Below are 19,702 nucleotides of genomic sequence, written 5' to 3'. Positions count from 1 at the left end.
CGCTGCCCCATCGTCAATGGGTTTGATTGTGGCAAACCAATGCGCACGAATTGGTGGCCCGGTTGTAGGAGACGGGGACTCCGGTCTTGGCCGCAACTACGCCCGCGTCAAAATTCACCAGGCGTTCTCCACTGATCGAGGCCGATACTGTTCCCATACCGTGCGCGGTGTGGCACGCCGAACAAGAAAAGCCCGCGTTGATGTGACGCTCATGCTCAGTGAAACTGCTATTGCTGATCAGTTGCGCGAGGTCGTGGCACTTGGCACACATCGCGTACGGACCGGCCACGCTGAGATCAGGTGTGGGAAACAGATTGGTAATCGTCCCGCCCGGAACGACAGCCTGACTGAACTCGTAGCGTCGTTCGAGGAGATGGAACCACCTCGACCCATGGGGACCGCTTGGACCCGTACCGCCGAATTCGCGGTTGTCGTCGCTGTTGTGGCAGTCGGTGCAGAGAATACGACTCCCCATCGCTCGCCCAATCGTCGCGCCATCCTGATTGAGCATGTTCGCACGCAGGCTTGTCTGAGGAAGCGGGCTGGTCCGATCGTGGGTCACGGGATGGCTGGACGTTGAAGTAAGGCTGAATTCCAGAATCACATTCAATGGATCCGGCGCGGCCACAACCCGCACCGGCAGGTATCCGAATACCACCGGGTTCGTGGTCTTGCCGGTACTGGTTCCGTGGCACCGCAGGCAATTTTCGAACTGGTTCGCGGCGGGCTTCAACACGGTGACGCCGTCCGAAGAGCTAATTCCCGGAACACCATCCTGGGACGCGCGCAATGTCGGCGGAAGCGGAAAGGTCACAACCTGGTTGGACGTGTGCGGATTGTGGCAGTCGGCACACGTGGCATGCCGGTTCTGATTGAGAAGCACGTCCTCGCTCGCATCATGCGATCCGGTGGGAGTGTAAAAAGGATGCGCTCCCTGCTTGGCAAACTCTGCAAAAACATTCGGGGCCGCTGGCGACAACGCTGAGCCACCGTTATGGCAGGTGATGCAATCGGCCTCGTTGCTTCCCCGCAACAATCCCTTGGCACCGCTCCCGGCGTGCGGGATATGACACGAATTGCACGCGAACTCCGCCACCGTGCTGTATCCGCCCAATCCCGCATTCGGATTGACCAGGTTGCCGGCAGTGGCGTGGATCGTGACCGGCCAGGTTGCGAGCACATTATCGTGGCCGTTGACGGTCCGCGGATTTATTTCATGGCAGGCCAGGCACACTGCCCCCTTGACGTTATCCTTCACTAGAAAATTGAGGGAATGCTTGTCGATACTTTGATTGTGAGGTTCATGGCAACTTGTGCACTCCAGGTTGCCCCGGATCAGTTTGACCGCTTGCGTGGGGTCGTTAGTGGTTCCATTCGCCGCCAGGGTAGCCACCAGGTTCGCTGCATCCTTAAGCGGAAGTTGAAGGCTGAAGGGGTGAGTGCTCTGCAGTTCCGTGGTCATCTTGGGCATCGTGCCCGTCATGGCGTAGGGCCCGTATGGAATCACTTGCCCAACCGCGACCGTCCCATCGTGGCAACTGAGGCAGAGCGAGCTTGCCTGGCCAAGTTCCGGTTGGATGGCTGCATTTTGCTCGGTGCCGCTGGTGTAAGTTGAATACAGCGCAGTCGAGAACGTTTGCCCCCACAGCGGGCCCTTGCCGAGTCCCGAGTGCGGTACGTGGCAATAGAGGCAGGCGGCGGACATCTGGCCTTTAATCCGCGACGTGCCGCTCATCGAAAGGTCATGCGATCCGAGCACATCGCTCGATTGCGCCCATGCGAGCGAAGCTACGAAGCAGAGGAACAGCATCACTCTGGTTTTCATGGCCTCGCTCCTTGCGCACTCAATTTCACGCCGTGATATTGGAAGATCTGCACGCGGCGGTTGTATGAATCGACTACATACACACGATCGGTCTTATCAATAAACAATCCCGCGGGAAGTTGAAACTCTCCCAAGTTCCGTCCGCGCCTGCCGAAGTAGTAGAGCAACTGTCCGTCGCGGTCAAATACCTGGATGGTGCTCGACAGGCCCTCGACCAGGTAAATGTGTTTTTCCGAATCGAGAGCAATCCCCTTGGGGCGAAACAGCGCCTCTTCGGAATCACCGAGGTCTCCAATCGCGCTCTGAAAATTTCCCTTAGCGTCGAAGGTCTGCACGCGGAAGTTCATCGCATCGACGACTGCCAGGACGCCGTTCTTGATCATCAGTTCGGTGGGGAGATTGAATTCGCCGTTCTTCTCGCCATGCTGCCCGAAACTGTTCAACACCTGTCCGTTCGCATCCAGGATGTAAACCTTGTCACGAAGAGTGTCCGTGACGTAGATCTGTCTTGTTTCGCGGTCGATTGCGATTCCGGTCGGCCGCTTGAAATATCCTTCCCCACCTTTCAGGCTGCCGAACACGCCTTTGTATTTGCCACTGGGCTCGAAGACGAAAATCTTGCCCGCAGTTGAGTCCGTGACATAGATATTGTCCTCGGCATCAACGGCGATGCACTGCGGCTGCAGCATCGGGTCTTTTGATTTCTCTCTGCGCTCGACGAACTTGTACTTGTGCTGCTCTGCGTCAAATATGTGAATCCCGTTCATCCCGGGATCGGTAACGACGACGCGTCCGTGCGAATCAACTGCAACACCGTAGGGCCGGACCATCCTCTTGTAGTCCGGTTCGCCGGCCACCACATCCACCAGCTTTCTCCAGAAACCGGGCTTGCCGCGGATCTCGCGTTCTGAACCGAGAACCCGCTCGAAGCTGAGCTTGCGGCCCCCTTCCAGTATGAGATCGGGGGGCATGGGTATGGCGGGTTGCGATTTCTTGCTGCTGGCACAAAAGAGAGGTTGTACGAGGAAACTGAAAAACAACAAGAGGATCCACGCAGCACTGCGCAGTCTTCTCGCGCACGTGCGGATTAGAATACGTTGAACCATCGGGAGATGTTGAAGAAATACGTATTGACCGTTGTGGGTGGATGCCCGTCGGCGCTGATGCCCTGATTCACTCTCCAATAACCCGCCCGGAACGAAAGCTTGCGCAGATTGTACTGCATCTGACCGTAGAGGCGTTCGCTGTTGTTGGCTGAGAACACGCTTGCGGTTTCTGTATCCGAACGCGTCCGGTACCAGTTCACGTTGATAATCATTTTTCTCATCGGCACGACACTGATGCCGGCACCGTACACTTCTCCGCTGTAGATCGCCTGGTCGGGCGAGATCAAGGGAGACAGCACGTTAGGTGTGAGTATGCCGCCCGAAGACAAGAGTGCAGTCCCGTGCGACTTCGCATAGCTTCCGGAAAAACCGTACCTTCCCCGGTTCAGAAGCGCCATAAACGTGTCCGAGCGATTGCTGTATCCGGGTAATTGAGTCAGCCCGCTCTCCATGCCCCGGTACGACGTTGTAAAGGATGAACTCGCACCAAATCGCCGGCGAAGCATTCCACCGTAGCTGTAATTGCTGGTGGTGTAGTTCGCGATAATAGTTTGGACATTCTGTGCATAGCTGAAATCGGTATCCACCTGCCAATGCGCGATTTGTTTCTTAAGTGACACGTTGCCGACGTACCCGAGACTCCCTCCGCCATAATTGCTGGCGTTGTTGACCAAGCCGAAGCTGAAGTAGAGCATGCCGAATAGGGGTTGCGAATACCGGTAGGTGAGTGTCCCACCAGCCCGGTTGCTTGTGGTGTCAACGCCCTCGAAATGCTGCGTCTGCCGGTTGGCGTATCCGATCAGGATGAAGCCGCGTCCCAGGTTGTAACTCCCATAAGTGCTGACGGACACGGCATGCGATGCCTGGTCATTCGTCGGCAAAGGCGGTGGCGCGCCCGGCAGCTGAGACTGCTGCAGAGCTCCAATCAGATTCCCGGTGTAGCGGATTTCTCCATTCACGGTCAATCTCTGCGTAGGCTGGAACGCCACCATTGAGTCCGCTGTATCCGTCGTGCCGTTGTTGGCATACGCTCCGCTCTCGCTGCTGTAGTCGGTCCGGTTGTACCCGGCCGTGAAGACCCCGGAGAAAGGCAGCGGATGATTCGCCGAAAAACCGTACGATGTGCCCGAGGAACTGGATGTGGCGTTGGTTGGCGAAAGAAAAGCGGGTAATTTTACGCTGAAATTCTGATGCATCAGAAATGCGTTGAGACCGAACCCTGCGATTCTGTAGTTCGACATCGCATTGAAAGTGCGGGACGCCGAATCCGTCGTTCCTGTTTCGCCTTGCAGGGTGGAGGAACTGGCATTATCTGCAAAAGTTGCGGTTAACGAGGGCATGTCGGGAAGCAACTCGCTCCACGTCACATTGAAATTCCGGTTCGAACTGTCCGAGGTTAAACCTCCCGATCCCGGAATTCCGTACTGGCTGCCTTTGATGAAGGATTTGCTGTAGCCTACCGAGCCCGGAAATCGGCTTCCGCCAAAGAGGTTGACGTTCGCATCCACGCCGGTATCACTGAGAACAGAGGTAAAGGAGGCGTTGTCCTGATTGCGGTTGTAGAACGGGTTCACGGTGAACGAGAGAAATTGGGGGTTGTAGAAGAAACCGGAGAGCTGCCCCGCGCCCGCACCATACGTGCCGTGGCCCGAACCGCTATCGCCGTAGTCACCGGAATACCCGACAGCGAGGTTGCCGTTCAGGTTCATCTTCAGGTTGTCGCCGACTTCGACCTGGGCTTGGGCGAGCGTCGCGGACACCGGCAACGCCAGAAGGCTCAGTACCCAGATCCTTCTGACCGTTACCAAGAATTGACGGTACATCGTCCAGTCCTGACTACAGCGTCTCGACCTTGGCATTCTTGCGCAACTTCTGCGCCAGCGCCGAGCGGAGCTGCTCGGTATTCTTCTTTTGCAGATCCGCCTGCAATTTGGTTTTCACTTCAGCGAACGGCGTCACGCCAGCGGGAGTGCGTGCCTGCAGCCGGAAGATCGTGTAGTAGTTGCCCAGCTGAATCAGATCGCTGACCTCCCCCACCTTCATTTTCGCCGCTGCCTTCACGACGGGAGGCGGAAATGCTCCCGCATCCTGTGGCCGATGATCCCCCATGTTCACGTGGAAGTCGTCGTCGGAGAGCTTCTCCGCGAGAAGCCCAAATTCCCGGTACGTCTTGGCTTGCTTTGCCTGCTTGAAAGCCTCTTCCGCCCGCCTCTTCCCTTCCTCCAACACTGGCTTGGTTTCGTTGGGAGGCACAATCGAAATGCTCTGGATGTGCAGCGTTTCTCCGTGTTTGTATTGCGCGGAGGACTTTGCGTACTCTGCCCGGACCTGCACCGCAGTGACGCGCGCCGGGGCATTGACTTCCTGATTCAGCAATGCTTCTATCAGCAAGGAGCGCCGGATTTTTCCCCGCATGGCAGATTCCGAGCCGTTGACCTCGGTCTTCAGAAAGTCCTGGTAGGCCGCCGGGTTGGCAAACTGTTTTCGAAATTCCGTTTCCGCCTTGGCCAGGACCGGAGCGGGAATCGTCATCTTGCGCCGCTGCGCTTCCTGGTAAACCAGTTCTTCAAAAATAATCATCTGGAGCGCGCCGCGCCGAATGTCAGGTTCGAGCTCCTTGGGAAATCCATTGTGTTGCTGTGCATACGGGAAGATGGTGAACATCTCGCGCAGCAAATCGCGGTCGATCAACTCAACACCATTGACCCGTGCGATCGGCTTGCCCGTTACCGTCAACGCGGGCGCCATCGAAGCCTTTGCGCTCGCATCCGTCTTCGCGGCCGGGAGTGCCGGAGCGTGCGAGGCGACCAGTTGCGCCCCTGCGGTAGCGTTTCCCAGAATCATGACTGAGACAACTACCGCGATCGCGATGTGGAACCGGGTTTTCATATCCTCTCCTGAGTTCAGTCTCAAAAAAAATAGGGGAGGGATGTCCCTCCCCTGTGGGGTCGAGCAATTAGAAAGCGGTATCCACGGTCAGGATTCCGCTGGCTTCGTTCGAACCACCCGCACCGGAGTAGTGGCACTGGCGGCAGAACTGCGTGGCGGAAGAGGCCTGCGTCGGGCCCGGCTTCGAACCTGGGTTATAGGGCGCCGCGAGGAAGAAATACGTCGGGAAGGTGCCCTTGGTCAGCGTGTGGATTGGGGCGTCAGCATTGGCGCTGGCGACGTACATGCTGTGCGGGGTGTGGCACGTGGTGCACAGCAAGAAAGCATCAGCAGCATTGGTTGTCGGCAGCGCAACCGGAGAGCCGTGACCATTAGAGGTGATGTTGGGCAGGCCGTAGTGTTGGGTAAACGCTGTGAAGTTGGCATCGGTCCCGGTGCTCTTCAGGCAAGGGCTCGCTACACCGTGGAAAGTGCAGCCAGTTGGCAGGTACTGCAGTTTGGTGGCGACGCCAACCGCTCCCAGTGTGGCCTGCGGACCGATCGGGTGGTCGTTGTAGTAGTTACCTGCGGCCGTACCGTCCTGGCCGAGCAGCGTTGGGATGGCGTTCGGGCCGTACAGGCCGGCGGGCAGAAGACCGGTTGCCTGCTCATACGACTTGTTGGTCATCATTGCGCCCGTGGCGATATTGCCGTCATGGCAGCTTAGGCACATCATCACGCCCGGGATCTCTTCCGGCATGGAGGCGAAATCGCCCGATGTCGGCAGCGTTGTCGTGAAAGTGGAGCCGCCGTTAACTTTGTCGCCCTGGGTGATGACGTAGCCATACAACGGTCCAAGGTCTTGGCCCCAAAGAGCATAGTTACCAGCATTGTCCTTGTCCTGTACTACGCCAGTAGCGTTGCCGCCGGCTCCGAACGCGCCGCTGTGCGGAGCGTGACAGCCCGTGCAACCGCGTCCGCCGTTCTGGTGGGCGCCGAGTTTATCAACCCCGGTGATCCCGGAGCCGAGTGTGTAGGTCTGCGCCATCGCGAACGCCGCGACGAACAGAACCATTGCAATTAAGAACATAACCTTCTTCATGTAAGGCCTCCGAATGAAATAAGAAAACGTTTGTCTTGCCTGTGCCTCTACTGCGCCTACAACGGAGCTGGTTGCTCCTTGACTCTTGGGTAGGTCTTGTCGTTCTGCCTTGCCAGCGATTTGTGGAAGGTTGACCATCAAAATCCCCATCTCCAAGGGTGCACGAAAGTAGCCGCTCTACTAGATGGCGATAAATTCCGCATCACTCATGTAAGTTGTTTTGTTTTATATATTTAGAGTTTTCTAGCAGGACTTGTTGCGAAATGCATCATCCTCGCTGCGGCTAGAAGTGAGTGTTCTCCCACACCCGATTGGTGAAAACACCCATGTGGCAGTGATGAAAAAGACCACGTCCCACTATTTGCGAGTCAGTGGATACCCAAACAGGGCCGAGGCCGGGGCGTTGATCACGGGCGTGATCGATATGACTACGCCTCAGAGGCCGCTTGGGGAGCAGTGAGGCTCAACTTGGTTATCGGGGACGATCGGAACTCGGCTCCGGAAGATTCGGAGGGCTCGCCCGAGCTTTCCATTCCACCTATTTGGCGGTCGACTTTCCAGTCTTCTTTTCCTGTGCGGCATCCCGCCGATCTTTCTCGGCCTGGGCTTCCTGGTCGGTAAAGTAGCGGAAGATCTGCACGCGCCCCGGATACTGTTCCGAGGTGAGCACACGGTTGTTCTTGTCAATCGCCAACCCCGCGACCGTACTGAACTGACCGGGGAGCAAACCATGCCCGCCGAGATGGATGAGCAGGTCGCCCTCGGGCGTAAAAACCTGAACGCGGTCCTGAACCGCGTCTGCGACCCAGACATGGCCGTCAGCATCAATCGCAATTCCCTTCGGCCGTGCGAAATATCCGGGGCCGTCGCCGGCTTTGCCGAACTCACGGATGAAATTGCCATCCGCATCGAAGATCTCGACGCGATCATTGAAGGTATCGGAAACGTAGAGATTTCCGTCTTTGTCCACGGCAACATTGGTGGGTCGAGAGAAATCGCCGGGCGTAGTCAGTTCATGCTTGCTGCCGGGCTTGCCGATGGTGCGCAGGAGCTTGTAAGGCGGATCGGCGTCGAACACCAGAATCTGGTCGCGTTCGCTGTCGGCCACGTAGAGAAAGCGGTTTTCGTTGTCGACCGCGAGGCCGGCTGGGACCGCTATGCCCTCGCTGATGCTGGCCTGGACCTTGTGCTCCTTGTCGAATACCAGCACGTGCTTCAATGCGCTATCGGAAACGAACAACGTGTCAGCATCATCCAGAGTAAGGCCGGTAATGAGCTTGAAGCGGGCGTGCTGCCCGTTCTTGAGCAGTTCGACCTTGCCGTCCTCCGGGTTGAAGATAAAAACCGCGAGCACCTTTTCGTCGGCGATGTAAACCTTCCCCTGGGTATCCACGCCCACGCCGTACGGCCGGACCAGTTGGAAGAACAATCTCTCATTCGGCGATGCCTGGCCTACTGCGGCGCCAGAGAGCCGGTCCATCCAGCCAGTCTTCTTGGCTGCGGCCACGGCCTCGCGCTTCTCGCCGGAGAAGTAGCTCAGGAACTTGATGCGAGTGATCGCCGGCGGATTAGGCCAGACGATCTTGGAATAATCCAGCATCTCGAGCACGTTTTTCTTTGCCGGCGGCTCAGGGGCCTTCTTCTTTTCCTTGGCGTCGAGCGAAACCGCGCTGGCGAAAAAGATGGCGATCGCACAGATCCATGCGACGAGCACTGCGCTTGTCCGATTCGAAAGTTCACGGGTACGAAGTCTTGTTCTTTTCATTTCGCAAATCCAACGCTCTTGTGGCACGAATCGCAAAACGCGGTGTTGGCTGACTGATCCTTTACCAGCAAGTTCGCCTGCGCCGAAGAATGCGGCTGGTGGCAGGTAGCGCAATTCAGCACAGTCAGAACTTTCTCCGGGTTCGCGGGATCAAGCTGGTCGACAACCGGGTGACGCTCGACCGGATGCCCCAATCCGTACTTGAGCGGGAGCCGCGGCACACGGGCGAAGTAGTTTTCCGGCAACTTCACCTTGCCGTCAAAAATTGTGACCACATGCTCGCTCTCCAGCCTCTTCTGTTTCGGATCCGGGCCATGACATTCCAGGCACAGCGGATTTGGGTTAGCCGCCCGAAGCAGATGCGGGTTGTCGCCGCCGTGCGGTTCGTGGCAGGTCGCGCATCCCGTTTCGAAGGCCGGCTTGTGCACATGAGCCTTCTTCATCTGTTCCGCCTGCTCGCTGTGGCAGGCTAGGCAAGCACTCACCGGGTCCGGTTGCAGAAAGGCCTGTGTCTTGCCGCCGTGCGGATTATGGCAAGCGATGCAATCGCCCTGAGCGCCCGGATGTTGCACTTTCGCCTTGTCGATTTTTTCCGCCTGATCGCTGTGGCAACCGATGCAGATCGCGCGCGTGTCGGATTGCGTCAGCACGACCTTGCCGTCCTTCGCTGCCTGATGGCAGGTGTCGCACATCTTATTTTCGAAAGGATTGTGTATGAAGGCCTGCATCAGCTTGGGGCGAGTAGATTGGTGCGGATCATGGCACTGAATGCAGTTCGCCTTGCCGAAGGGCTGCCCTTCGTGGGCTTTGATCAGGTTCGCGTCCTTGGGGTCGTGGCAGTCCACGCATAGCGCCGGGATAGCTTTGGTGAGGTGCGCATCGAATTCAATCTTGCCGCGTTCCCCGGTTCGATGCGTCACGTGACAGGTATCGCATCCCATGTCGAGGGCAGCGTGCCGGCTGCCGCCTTTCGGGACATCGGTGCCTACTGTGTGGCAGGACAAACATAGGTTCTGGTCCTTGGTTTCTCCCGCAGTCGCTTTCAGCAATTGATTCTTGTTATCCGAGCGATGGGGATCGTGGCACTTGAGGCAATCACGCACTGCCGGGGGATGGACCTTTCCCTTAATGTCGGCGGCTTTCTTATCTGCGTGACAGGTGACGCAAAGAGCAGCCGCGGTGGTCGTAATCAGCTTGACGCGCGTGACGTCCTTGTTGACTCGGACTTCGTGACAACTGGTACACCCCATCGCGATCGCCGAGTGGACTGCTTTGCCTTTCGTCTTGTCCTCGTGGCATTCGAGACACTTGGCGGCATCGAGGTTCTTCTCCAGGGGAACGGGATGCACGGCTCCAAAACTGGCCGGCACAAAAAAGTAGGAGAGAATCACCAGCAACGAGATCAGCAGACTCGATGAAACGAAGGCATGGTTCTTAGGACTTGCTTTCCCAATCTCGAGACAGTGGTTCACTTAGGATCTCCGACTCTGGTATTGCACGATAGTAGCCGACCTTTCAATCTCTGATGAAATTTTCGACTCCTCGACAAGTGACGTGAATTGTTTGAGTTGTACGCTCGGCATCGGATGAGTTGCATAGTACTTTTTCGAGCGTGCTTTCCATTTGGGCTTTCTTCCGCACTGGAAAAGGGTGAGATCACCCATAGGGAGCGCCGCAAGATGGGGAGGGCGAGGAGCATTTTGAACCACCGCATTCTATTCGACTTTCAGTCCTGTCGGTAAGGTTGCGGATGAATCGCTTCGTCATACGATCTGCAGTTCGGAATCAGCAGAAATTGCTGGAACTCGCTGCGTGAACCCAGTGTAGTCACTCATTCCAAATGGGTGAAATCCCGAAAAGACCACGTTCAACTGTGTGATTTGGCCCAAACAGAGCTGGACATTCGCTCGGCTCGGCTCAGTTAACTAATTCAAAAACAGACAGTTACCGTATATGGAACCGTGGCGTAGAACGTGCACCCTCGAAACGGAGAACGAGGATGACTATGGCACTGAAGCTTCGCTCCCTGGCTCGGAAGACGTGGCAGACAGCTGCTTCGATCAAAACGGGCGTGGTTCTACTGATTCTGGTGGTAATCCTGTCGGCGGCAGGCACGATCGTATTGCAGCGCCCGGTTACCGAGTCTGAGGAAATGCAACGGGCCTATTCTCCGCAGACACTGAGCATCCTCGATGGCATCGGGCTAACGGACGTGTTTCATGCCTGGTGGTTCGTGGTGCTGATGGTGCTGGTGAGCGTGAGCATCATCGCCGCGTCGATTGAGCGCTTTCCGAATTCATGGCGCTTCTACTCCCGGCCTTACAAATATCCCGATGAGACGTTCCGCCGAGCGTTGTATCCGCAGTGGCAGCTAGCCATCCCGGATGAAGAAACAGGATTAGTCGCGGCCGAGCGGGCACTCCACTCAGTTGGATTCTCGCCGGAGCGGGTCGTGCGTACCGATCACTTTTCTATTTTTGCGGAGCGCAACCGTCTCTCAGAGATGGCGGTGTATATCGTGCACGCCAGCCTGCTGCTGATTTTCGCGGGCGGAATCGTGGACGGACTCTATGGATGGCGCGGCACGCTGAACCTGAACGAAGGCGAAACCTCGAACCAGGTGGAATTACGCGATGGCGCAATCAAGACACTGCCATTTGCGATCCGGTGTGATACCGCAGGGCAAGAAAATTATAAAGACGGCTCGCCGAAAAAATGGTGGTCGAAGTTGGCAGTGGTAGCCAGTGGACAGGATGTACAGAAGAAAGAAATCGTCGTCAATGATCCGCTGGTTTACCAGGGTATCCGCTTCTATCAGTCCAGCTTCGGTTCCAGTGGAAAGTTGAAGAGCCTGGTACTGGTTGCGGCGGAGCGAACTGGCGCCGGCGCACAAAGGCAAGTTTCACTCGGCATGAATGAAACAGCGTCACTGGATGCTGACACGACGATCCGCATCGCCGCCCTCATTCCTGACTACTTCGTGAAAGATGGGCAAGTTTTCCGGCGCTCGAATCAAATGGCGAATCCCGCAGTGAGGCTGGAACTTGAATCGAAGGCCAGCGGGAGCACGCTGAATGTCTGGCTTCCACTCACGCAGGAAGTTGATCCGGCGCTCGCGGCGGTGTCCGAAGAGGACAAAACGCCTTATCAATTTGCCATCGCCGGGGGTGAAATGGGCCACTTCACCGGGCTCCAGGTGTCGCATGAACCGGGACAGTGGGCCGTGTGGGGCGGGGTCATCCTGTTAGGGATCGGTTTGGCGTTCGTGTTCTACATCGTGCATATGCGGTTCTGGGCCGTGCCGGTGCTGGACGCAAAAACCGGCAAGTACTCGCTCTGGATCGGCGGCACCGCTAACCGCAACCGCGATGCTTTCGGGCAGCAATTCAACGATCTGGTTCGCGCGGTGGAAGAAGAATTGAAATCGATTCAGTCGGTTCACAAGTCGGCTCCGCAGGAGCTGGTTGCTACCGGGGCCGGACGCTAATCCGGCATGTGGGGGAAATCGAATATGGCACGAGCAAAGGCAGAACAGCCGCAGGCAGCTACGGGCACGACCCTAATCGTGCTGGTGGGCTTGGGGGTCGCTTTTCTTCTGTTCATGGCGTTTCTGAATGTAATGAAGAGTGGGAACCTGGTGAACGAAGAAAACCTGCTCTATGCAGCATTGATCTTCTACGCCGGGGCGGGGGCACTCTACCTGGGATTTGGCGTAACCGGGACCGACTCGTATTTGAAATTTGCGTCGCTTGCGACTTGGATCGGATTGATCGCCAACACCGGCGCCGTCGCACATCGCTGGTATGAAGCGGGACATCCTCCGTTCGCCAGCGTGTACGAGATGTTGCTGAGCTTCGTATGGACGCTCGCCGTCCTCACCCTGGTCGCCGAAAAAAAATATGGAGTGAAAGTCATCGGCACCGTGACCATGCCGGTCGCGATCGTTGGTGTCGTGCTGATGCAATTACTGCGCAGCGATGTGCATCCACTGGTGCCGGCACTCCAATCGACATGGCTTCATGTGCACGTGACGTTGGCAATGCTGGCCTATGCGGCATGCGCACTGAGCTTCGCACTGGCCATGATGTTCCTGATCCAGGACAAGATGGAGACAGAAACCTTCCTGGCAGTGACCAGTCTCTGCTCGGTAGTGATCTACGCAGGAATTCTGACTCGCTTTGAAAAGTGGGGCGGGCTGAATCTGATTGCCTGGAATGCGGAAGAGAAATCGGAAGTATTCCTGTCCAAGGGCGTGCGTCTGTTCGTGACCGTGCCCGATCTGGGATGGGTGATGGTGCTGGCGCTGCTGGTGGTAGTGACGCCGCTCGTGTTTTACGGATTGGCCCGTCTGAAGAAAGACGACCGTTTCCTGGCCACGGCGAATCGCGCGGTGTTTGTCAGCATTTTGATTCAAGTCATGGCGCTGGTAATGTTCCTGTTGCGCGCTCGCGACGGGCGCTACGGCTCACTGGACGCAGCAGGAACCTTTCAAACCAGCCTGGCCGCCAGCCCGTTCCTCCTCTCCGGACTAGTGGGAGGTATTTTCATTTCTCTTCTGTACCTGCTGCTGTTGTGGCGGCGGCCGGACCTGGAGCGCTTACTGCCCAGCACGGACGATCTGGATCGAATCACCTACAAGACTATTGGCATCGCGTTTCCTTTACTCACCCTGATGATTGCTGCCGGTGCCTATTGGGCGAATCAAACCTGGGGCTCCTACTGGAGTTGGGATCCGAAAGAAACGTGGGCGGCCATTACCTGGCTGATCTATGCCGCGTACCTTCACATGCGAGTCACGCGCGGGATGCGTGGCCGGGTGGCGGCGTATTTCGCCATCGGAGGGTTTGTGGTGGTGATGTTCACGTTCTTCGGCGTGACATATTTGCTGTCAGGACTACACGCCTATGCCTGAAATCGCCTTTGCCCCAGAAAGTGTCGCCGTCGTGGAATCCAAGCCTTCGCGAATCCGCGTGAATTGGCAGCTGAAAACCATCTGGCCAGTCGCGGTCGTGTTGCTGGCGGGCATGATGCTCTTCCTGCTCTCCACGCTTTCGTTTCGCGATCCCGATCGACATCGCGTGCTGGTCATTGCCGGCGCGGGGGCAGTAGCAATCTGCGGCGTGGTGATTGTGGTGCTGGCGTCAACGATTCAGCGCCCGATGATCGAGTTGCAGGAGCAGATGGAAAAGGTGGGCGACGGCGACCTCACGGCGACCGTAAGTTTTGCGAAGAACAACGATGAGATTGGCGACCTGGGTCGGAACTTCAACCGGATGGTCCAGCAACTACGCGAAGGCCGCGAAGAAATCGAACATCTGCATCGCACGCAGATGTCGCGCGCGGAACATTTCGCGACGTTGGGAGAACTAGCGACCGGCCTCGCACACGAAATTCGCAATCCGCTGGCTGGTATTGCGGGAGTGATCGAAATTGTGGGACGCGACCTGCCTGTGACCAGTCCAGCCAAGGCCGTTGTGAAAGAAGTGCGGCAGGAGATCAGCCAGATCAACCGCATCCTGACCGATTTGCTGGAAACGGCGCGGCCGCGAGCTCCCGAGATCCGGACAAGCGATTTGAACACGACCGTTGAACATGCCGTCATGCTGGCCAGACAGCAAGTCATCTCCAAACCGATCAAGATCGAATTCACGGCCGGCCAAGATCTACCGGAAGTGGAGCACGACAGCGATCAGATCCATCAGGTCCTGCTCAATCTTCTGTTGAACTCCGTACAGGCGATTGAGGGCTCAGGATTGGTGAGGGTCTCGCTCCTGGAACACGACGACGCGGTAGCAGTCACAGTTTCCGATACCGGTCGGGGTATTCCCGTCAGTCATCTGCCGAATATCTTTCGGCCGTTTTATACGACCAAGGGAAATGGCACTGGCTTGGGACTGTCACTCGCCCGTCGGATCGTCGAAGATCATCACGGGCACATCGAAGTTGCCAGCAGTTCCGAAAAAGGAACGACATTCTCTGTGTCGTTGCCCGTACGACAGCCGGCTGAGGTAGCTTCCTAGGAGGGCTCTCCAGCTGTTTCGACGCCCGAGATTTGGAACCAGACGGGCGTCTAGTCTGCAACGCCCGTCCGCGCCCCGTTATGCCAAATCGAACAACAAGATTTCGGCGTCCTTTATTCCTTTAATCGTTAATTGCCTTTCGTCGCTAACTGCGGCACCATCGCCTTGAAGAAGCTTGTGCCCGTTAACTTCAACTTCACCCTTCGCCACTTGGAGCCAGGCGTGGCGCTTGCTTTCCAACGGGTGGATCGTTTCGTCTCCGGGCGCGAGGAGGCTCACGAAGAGCTTTGCATTCTGATTGATTTTCACTGAGCTATTGGCGCCGTCGTTCGAGGCAATCAGCCGTAGCTTTCCGCGCTTCTCCGATTCCGGGAAACTCTTTTGCTCGTAACTTGGTTCGAGGCCCGGCTTCTCGGGTGTGATCCAGATCTGCAGCAGGTGCACGGTCTCGGTCCTCGAGGGATTGAACTCACTATGCCGGATGCCGCGCCCGGCCGTCATGCGCTGTCCGTCACCGGGACGAATGACGGAACCGGTTCCCAGACTGTCCTTATGCTCAAGTTCACCCGACAAGACATAGGTAATGATCTCCATATCGCGGTGCGGATGCGTCGGGAATCCGGAGTTCGGCGCGACGAAATCTTCGTTGATCACTCGGAGCGAGCGGAATCCCATCCACTTCTCGTCCCAGTAATCACTGAAGCTGAAGCTGTGGCGGGTCTTGAGCCAGCCGTGGTCACCGCCTCCCCGTTCCTGACTGCGCCGGATGGTAATCATCGTGTCCTCCCGATATATTCGTTATAACGACCATTCTCCTTGTTTAGATGCCCGGAGGCACGAAAGGATTCGGGGCGCATTTCCCCCGAAGACACAGAAGGCAAACCGGGTTCCTCCAGATAGGAATGCCCCTCCGCCCGACTCTGGGCGGAAGGGCATCACGGATTGCGGCGGGGCGAAGAAAACGAACTACTGCTTGTCGTACACTCCAACGTTTTCCATCTTCATGCCCATCGAATCGGCCCCGCTGGTCGTCACCGTGCGGACCTTGCCATCGGCCGATACTACGACCTTGCCGGTCAGTGTGACTTTGCCACCCTTCTTGGCGCTCAGTTCAAGCGTGTGGTCGTCTACCTTCTTGTACGAACGCACATCGGACGTCGGATCGCCGGTGACGGGATAGTCTTTGCCGTCGAATTGGCCGGTCCACTCATTGTGCGACGGCTTGCCTGCCGCATCCACGCCGTCGACTGTGACTTTGATCTTGTCTCCCACCACTTCGTACACCACGGTTGAATTCTTAGCCGCGGTGGCGAGTTTCGACTTGCCCTCGTTCAGCTTCCATGTCCCCATTTGCGGACTACCTGCAAAACACACTGCAGTGATCAGGCACAACACTGCGGTTAGAGCGATGGATCGTAGTTTCATGTTCCCTCCTATTGGGAAGCAAACTGCTGTCGAACTCATGAGCGCGGCAATTTTAGTGCTGGGGGTGAAATTGAGCAACTGGCAGTCGTCGCCCAGCACAATTCACCTGGCTGATTGTCTGAATTCGGAAGAAGGCCGCAGGATGCGGTCAATCCTTCTTATGTTTCTTGGAGGATGACTCAGTTTTCGGTGTGGCGTCTTTCTTCGTTTCTTTGGAGTCCTTGGAGTCCTTCGAGTCCTTGTCTTTCGAGGAGTCTTTGGACCCGCCGTCGTGGTCTGAGGATTTCGCGGAAGACGCAGACGATTTCTTGGCGTAGTCGGTTACGTACCAGCCCGCACCTTTGAACTGTACCGTGGGAGCGGAGATCAACTGTTCGACCACTCCCCCGCAGTCGGGGCATTTCTTCATGGGCTTGTCGGAAAACTTCACGATTCGTTCGAAGCGGTGTCCGCACTTCTTGCATTCGTATTCGTAGAGGGGCATCGGTATGCAATTTTAGCAGGAGAAGGAGGACCCGTAGGGCGGGCCTCAGCGATTCCAATTCATCCGGGACAATCCAGTCCCTGGGGAAAAGCACGCCAGCGATGGCGCAAAAACTCCCTTAAACTGTCGTATTCCTCCCCCAAATAGCGTGTGAATGCGCACCCTGACTAACTACTTGCAGTAGTATTTTCTTTATTCGATCGAGTTCGGCCGATAGCGCTTGAATCCCCATTCTGCCTGTGGTCTACTGCACCAACAGTTGAGTCCCCCCTGAAGGAACAAGGTATGAACAAACTCCCAGACCCCTTGCTACGTGCGGCATTTGCGGTGATGATTCTTGCCCTCAGCGGCGTTGCCAAAGGCGCGACTCCCTACATTATCGCGAATGAGGACGCATCGTTTCCTTCCACGGGCGTCACTTTTTTCGCGGTCGGTCCAAATGGGGGACTGACTTTCCGGAAACAAGTGCCCACGGTCGGAGTTGGAATCGGCGGCGGTTTTTTTGGAGCCAATCGGATCCGCGTCTTGAGCAACGCGAACCAGGATTGTGTCTTCGCGTCGGAAGCCGGGAGCGGTGACATTGTAGGCATCGATATGAACACTCTCGAGGTGGGAGGAAGCGCTTCGGGATCGGACACGGACGATGGAAGCGCCAACGGCATTGGCATGGCTGTGAACGATCAATACCTGTATGCCAGTTTCGCGGAATCGAACACGATTGGAACATTTCACGTGTTGAGCGGTTGCGGGCTGACCTTTATTAATGACACTGCGGTCGTTGGCATGGAGAACGGTTTCATCAACGGCATGGCGATCCACGGCGACATGTTGATCGCGACCTACACCGACGGCACCATTGAGTCCTTTGATATTTCCGGTGGGACGCCGCAGTCTCACGGCGACCGGCAAATCTCGAGCGGTACCGTGCGAGCGCGAGGCGCGACCTTTCCCAATTCCATCGATATCACCAGTGATGGACACTTTGCGATCTTTGGTGACACCTCAACTTCGCTGGTCGTGGAAGTGTCGGATCTCTCCTCGGGCAAGCTGGGCAAGCCGAAGGTTTACACATCAGCGGCCAGCATCAGTTCGAGCAATGTGTTGCTGAGCCCGGATGAAACGATTCTTTATGTGGTCAACACGCAAGGCGACTCCGTGAGCGCTCTATTCTTTGATCGCGCTACGGGTAAGCTCTCACCCGGCTGCACCTCCGATCCCATCCGCGGTCATTCGACGGACTGGTCGTATCTCGCGAGTGCTGCGTTGGCGAGTCCCACCGGAAATGGCGGAGGAGTCTATGTCGCTGAATTCCCGGCGGGGATTGCGCGCATCAAGCTCAACGTGAAGGGCAAAACCTGCACGCTGCGGGAAGCCGTGCAATCGCCGTTCACCGACAAGAATGCAGCAGGATTGCTCTCGATCGGCGCCTTCCCGCCGCGATCGTTCTAAGACTTTGCAGTGAACCGATGTCACCAATGCGACTGATGAGGAGTTTGGATATGTGTTCCCGGTTGAGATGGATGGTTTTGATCGTGGTATTGGTATGGTCGGTCGTCAATGTTGTGGCACAGTGCCCTGATCGTCCTCCGACCGGTTCGATCGTGGATGATCCACTCGCGCTGACTGCGCAGAACGGCGTTCTATCGGCCCAACTCGTAATGCAGCACTCGGTGGATGGAAGTGGCTATACCCACTATTGCTACAACTACAACACGGGCAGTGGGATTGCCGAGGCCCCGACGCTCCGCGTAACTCCTGGGGATGAACTGGATCTCGAGGTCGTGAACCGCATCCAGGAAGACGCGGAGACCAAGAAGCAGATGAAGCTAAGGCCGGGGATGGCGATGCCGATGCCAATGGCCATGCCTGAATCGCGCGGCGCAAACTGCGCCGATGGCGGCATGATGACCATCAACTCCACCAACGTCCACTATCACGGCATGAACGTCGCGCCCATCTGTCGCCAGGACGACCTCATCAACACCGTGATTCAGCCGGGGACTCCCGGGTACAAATACAAGATTCCAATTCCCGCTACGCAACCGCCGGGATTGTATTGGTACCACCCGCATGTCCATGGTTTCGCGGAATTTCAGGTGAACGGCGGCGCTGCCGGCGCGCTGATCGTCGAAGGAATGGAAAAAGTTCATCCCGAGGTCGCCGGACTTACGGAGCGAGTCTTCATCGTGCGACAGCAGTTCCAGGTGCCGTGGATTCCCGGCCCATACCAGTTGACTATCAATTACCAGGTTGTTCCTGGGATTGGCGGCGCGAAACCAGTCATTCAGATGAAGCCGGGAGAAAAGCAGTTCTGGCGAGTTGCCAACGCCACCAACCAGGATTTCCTGCCACTTCAGGTGATCATGAACGGCAGCCCGCAGCCACTGCAACTGGTCGCACTCGACGGGTATCCTCTCGCTCAGATCCGGACGCAGGATACGATTCTGATCCCGCCCGCGGGCCGAGCCGAGTTCATCGTGCAGGCTCCCCCCACCGACACAGGCATGTTTTTGTTCGTACAGGATTACTCGACGGGTCCCACCGGCAACCCGGACCTGCAGCAATCTCTCGCTGCGATCCAGATCAGCAGCAACAACGCGAACTACTCGCACATGCCGAAAGCGGCGTCTTCGCCGTCTCCGGTGAAATTGAAGTATGCCGATCTCGCCCGGCAGCCCGTAACTGCGGAAAGAAAGCTTTTCTTCTCTGAAGAATTCGCGGGAACGAACGGGCCAATCCAGTTTTACATCACGGTGGAAGGTCAAAAGCAAAGAGTCTTCGAAGGCAACGAGAAGCCTGTGATCACCACGAAGGTAGGAGCCGTGGAAGACTGGACGATTGAGAACCGCGCGCTCGAAACGCACGCATTCCACATCCATCAGATTCACTTCCAGGTTTTGGAGGTCGATGGCAAGCCGGTGGAGAATAGCGACCTGCGCGATACCATCGAGGTCCCGTTCTGGGAAGGCAAGGGGCCATACCACAGCGTGAAGTTGCGCATGGATTTTCGCGATCCGACGATTGCAGGCACATTCATGTTCCATTGCCACATCCTGCTCCATGAGGACCTGGGCATGATGCATAAAATTCTAGTCGAACCTTAATCG

15 protein-coding genes are annotated in these 19,702 nt (G+C 56.8%); 5 read left to right on the top strand and 10 right to left on the bottom strand.

All coding sequences use genetic code 11. The features are described from left to right. Positions 1 to 13 precede the first annotated feature (13 nt). The 7 genes from HY010_22620 to HY010_22590 form a co-directional block, all read right to left on the bottom strand. A complete protein-coding gene (locus tag HY010_22620) occupies positions 14 to 1,825 on the bottom strand; it encodes a hypothetical protein (protein ID MBI3478532.1) in 1,812 nt (603 codons plus the stop codon). Continuing rightward, a complete protein-coding gene (locus HY010_22615; GenBank protein ID MBI3478531.1) occupies positions 1,822 to 2,796 on the bottom strand; it encodes a 6-bladed beta-propeller in 975 nt (324 codons plus the stop codon). The genes HY010_22620 and HY010_22615 overlap by 4 nt, the downstream gene beginning before the upstream one ends. 116 nt (positions 2,797 to 2,912) lie before the next feature. Further along, entirely contained in the window at positions 2,913 to 4,754 is a 1,842-nt protein-coding gene (locus tag HY010_22610) for a hypothetical protein (GenBank protein ID MBI3478530.1), read from the bottom strand. Between the two features lie 13 nt (positions 4,755 to 4,767). Continuing rightward, positions 4,768 to 5,820 (bottom strand): peptidyl-prolyl cis-trans isomerase, encoded by a 1,053-nt coding sequence (locus HY010_22605; protein ID MBI3478529.1) that lies wholly within the window; start codon positions 5,818 to 5,820, stop codon positions 4,768 to 4,770. Positions 5,821 to 5,887: 67 nt separating this feature from the next. Next, positions 5,888 to 6,889, bottom strand: a complete 1,002-nt coding sequence (locus HY010_22600) for a hypothetical protein (GenBank protein ID MBI3478528.1) — start codon at positions 6,887 to 6,889, stop codon at positions 5,888 to 5,890. Positions 6,890 to 7,439: 550 nt separating this feature from the next. Further along, on the bottom strand, positions 7,440 to 8,666 hold the full coding sequence (locus HY010_22595; protein MBI3478527.1) for an SMP-30/gluconolactonase/LRE family protein: 1,227 nt from the start codon (positions 8,664 to 8,666) through the stop codon (positions 7,440 to 7,442). Further along, positions 8,663 to 10,138: a hypothetical protein gene (locus HY010_22590; protein ID MBI3478526.1), complete on the bottom strand. Its 1,476-nt coding sequence runs from the start codon at positions 10,136 to 10,138 to the stop codon at positions 8,663 to 8,665. The genes HY010_22595 and HY010_22590 overlap by 4 nt, the downstream gene beginning before the upstream one ends. A 533-nt stretch (positions 10,139 to 10,671) precedes the next feature. On the opposite strand from HY010_22590, the gene HY010_22585 reads away from it, so the two are divergent. The 3 genes from HY010_22585 to HY010_22575 are packed head-to-tail and all read left to right on the top strand — an operon-like array spanning position 10,672 to position 14,686. After that, positions 10,672 to 12,153, top strand: a complete 1,482-nt coding sequence (locus HY010_22585; GenBank protein ID MBI3478525.1) for a cytochrome c biogenesis protein ResB — start codon at positions 10,672 to 10,674, stop codon at positions 12,151 to 12,153. A gap of 24 nt (positions 12,154 to 12,177) precedes the next feature. Then, a complete protein-coding gene (ccsA, locus tag HY010_22580; GenBank protein MBI3478524.1) occupies positions 12,178 to 13,578 on the top strand; it encodes a cytochrome c biogenesis protein CcsA in 1,401 nt (466 codons plus the stop codon). After that, positions 13,571 to 14,686: a HAMP domain-containing protein gene (locus HY010_22575; GenBank protein MBI3478523.1), complete on the top strand. Its 1,116-nt coding sequence runs from the start codon at positions 13,571 to 13,573 to the stop codon at positions 14,684 to 14,686. The genes ccsA and HY010_22575 overlap by 8 nt, the downstream gene beginning before the upstream one ends. Positions 14,687 to 14,764: 78 nt before the next feature. On the opposite strand, the gene HY010_22570 is transcribed toward HY010_22575, so the two are convergent. From HY010_22570 to HY010_22560, 3 genes are all read right to left on the bottom strand, one after another. Then, entirely contained in the window at positions 14,765 to 15,463 is a 699-nt protein-coding gene (locus tag HY010_22570; GenBank protein MBI3478522.1) for a pirin family protein, read from the bottom strand. A gap of 189 nt (positions 15,464 to 15,652) precedes the next feature. Then, positions 15,653 to 16,111 (bottom strand): hypothetical protein, encoded by a 459-nt coding sequence (locus tag HY010_22565; GenBank protein ID MBI3478521.1) that lies wholly within the window; start codon positions 16,109 to 16,111, stop codon positions 15,653 to 15,655. Between the two features lie 148 nt (positions 16,112 to 16,259). After that, positions 16,260 to 16,595, bottom strand: coding sequence for a zinc ribbon domain-containing protein (locus HY010_22560; protein MBI3478520.1), 336 nt, complete (start codon positions 16,593 to 16,595; stop codon positions 16,260 to 16,262). A 285-nt stretch (positions 16,596 to 16,880) separates the two neighbouring features. Here HY010_22560 and HY010_22555 point away from each other — a divergent pair, with 285 nt between their 5' ends. Next, entirely contained in the window at positions 16,881 to 18,044 is a 1,164-nt protein-coding gene (locus tag HY010_22555; GenBank protein MBI3478519.1) for a beta-propeller fold lactonase family protein, read from the top strand. A 50-nt stretch (positions 18,045 to 18,094) separates the two neighbouring features. Next, positions 18,095 to 19,699, top strand: coding sequence for a multicopper oxidase family protein (locus tag HY010_22550; GenBank protein ID MBI3478518.1), 1,605 nt, complete (start codon positions 18,095 to 18,097; stop codon positions 19,697 to 19,699). Positions 19,700 to 19,702: the final 3 nt, after the last annotated feature.

The sequence above is a fragment of the Acidobacteriota bacterium genome (assembly GCA_016196065.1).
Taxonomy (GTDB): Bacteria; Acidobacteriota; Terriglobia; order Terriglobales; family Acidobacteriaceae; genus Acidiflorens.
This window is presented reverse-complemented; position numbering and strand designations above follow the sequence as displayed.

Bases quoted from the DNA above. Each gene is read 5' to 3' on its own strand.
- HY010_22620 (MBI3478532.1), bottom strand. From the start codon at position 1,825: ATGAAAACCAGAGTGATGCTGTTCCTCTGCTTCGTAGCTTCGCTCGCA.
- HY010_22615 (MBI3478531.1), bottom strand. From the start codon at position 2,796: ATGCCCCCCGATCTCATACTGGAAGGGGGCCGCAAGCTCAGCTTCGAG.
- HY010_22600 (MBI3478528.1), bottom strand. From the start codon at position 6,889: ATGTTCTTAATTGCAATGGTTCTGTTCGTCGCGGCGTTCGCGATGGCG.
- ccsA (MBI3478524.1), top strand. From the start codon at position 12,178: ATGGCACGAGCAAAGGCAGAACAGCCGCAGGCAGCTACGGGCACGACC.
- HY010_22560 (MBI3478520.1), bottom strand. From the start codon at position 16,595: ATGCCCCTCTACGAATACGAATGCAAGAAGTGCGGACACCGCTTCGAA.
- HY010_22555 (MBI3478519.1), top strand. From the start codon at position 16,881: ATGAACAAACTCCCAGACCCCTTGCTACGTGCGGCATTTGCGGTGATG.
- HY010_22550 (MBI3478518.1), top strand. From the start codon at position 18,095: ATGTGTTCCCGGTTGAGATGGATGGTTTTGATCGTGGTATTGGTATGG.
- HY010_22595 (MBI3478527.1), bottom strand. From the start codon at position 8,666: ATGAAAAGAACAAGACTTCGTACCCGTGAACTTTCGAATCGGACAAGC.
- HY010_22605 (MBI3478529.1), bottom strand. From the start codon at position 5,820: ATGAAAACCCGGTTCCACATCGCGATCGCGGTAGTTGTCTCAGTCATG.
- HY010_22570 (MBI3478522.1), bottom strand. From the start codon at position 15,463: ATGATTACCATCCGGCGCAGTCAGGAACGGGGAGGCGGTGACCACGGC.
- HY010_22565 (MBI3478521.1), bottom strand. From the start codon at position 16,111: ATGAAACTACGATCCATCGCTCTAACCGCAGTGTTGTGCCTGATCACT.
- HY010_22610 (MBI3478530.1), bottom strand. From the start codon at position 4,754: ATGTACCGTCAATTCTTGGTAACGGTCAGAAGGATCTGGGTACTGAGC.
- HY010_22575 (MBI3478523.1), top strand. From the start codon at position 13,571: ATGCCTGAAATCGCCTTTGCCCCAGAAAGTGTCGCCGTCGTGGAATCC.
- HY010_22585 (MBI3478525.1), top strand. From the start codon at position 10,672: ATGGCACTGAAGCTTCGCTCCCTGGCTCGGAAGACGTGGCAGACAGCT.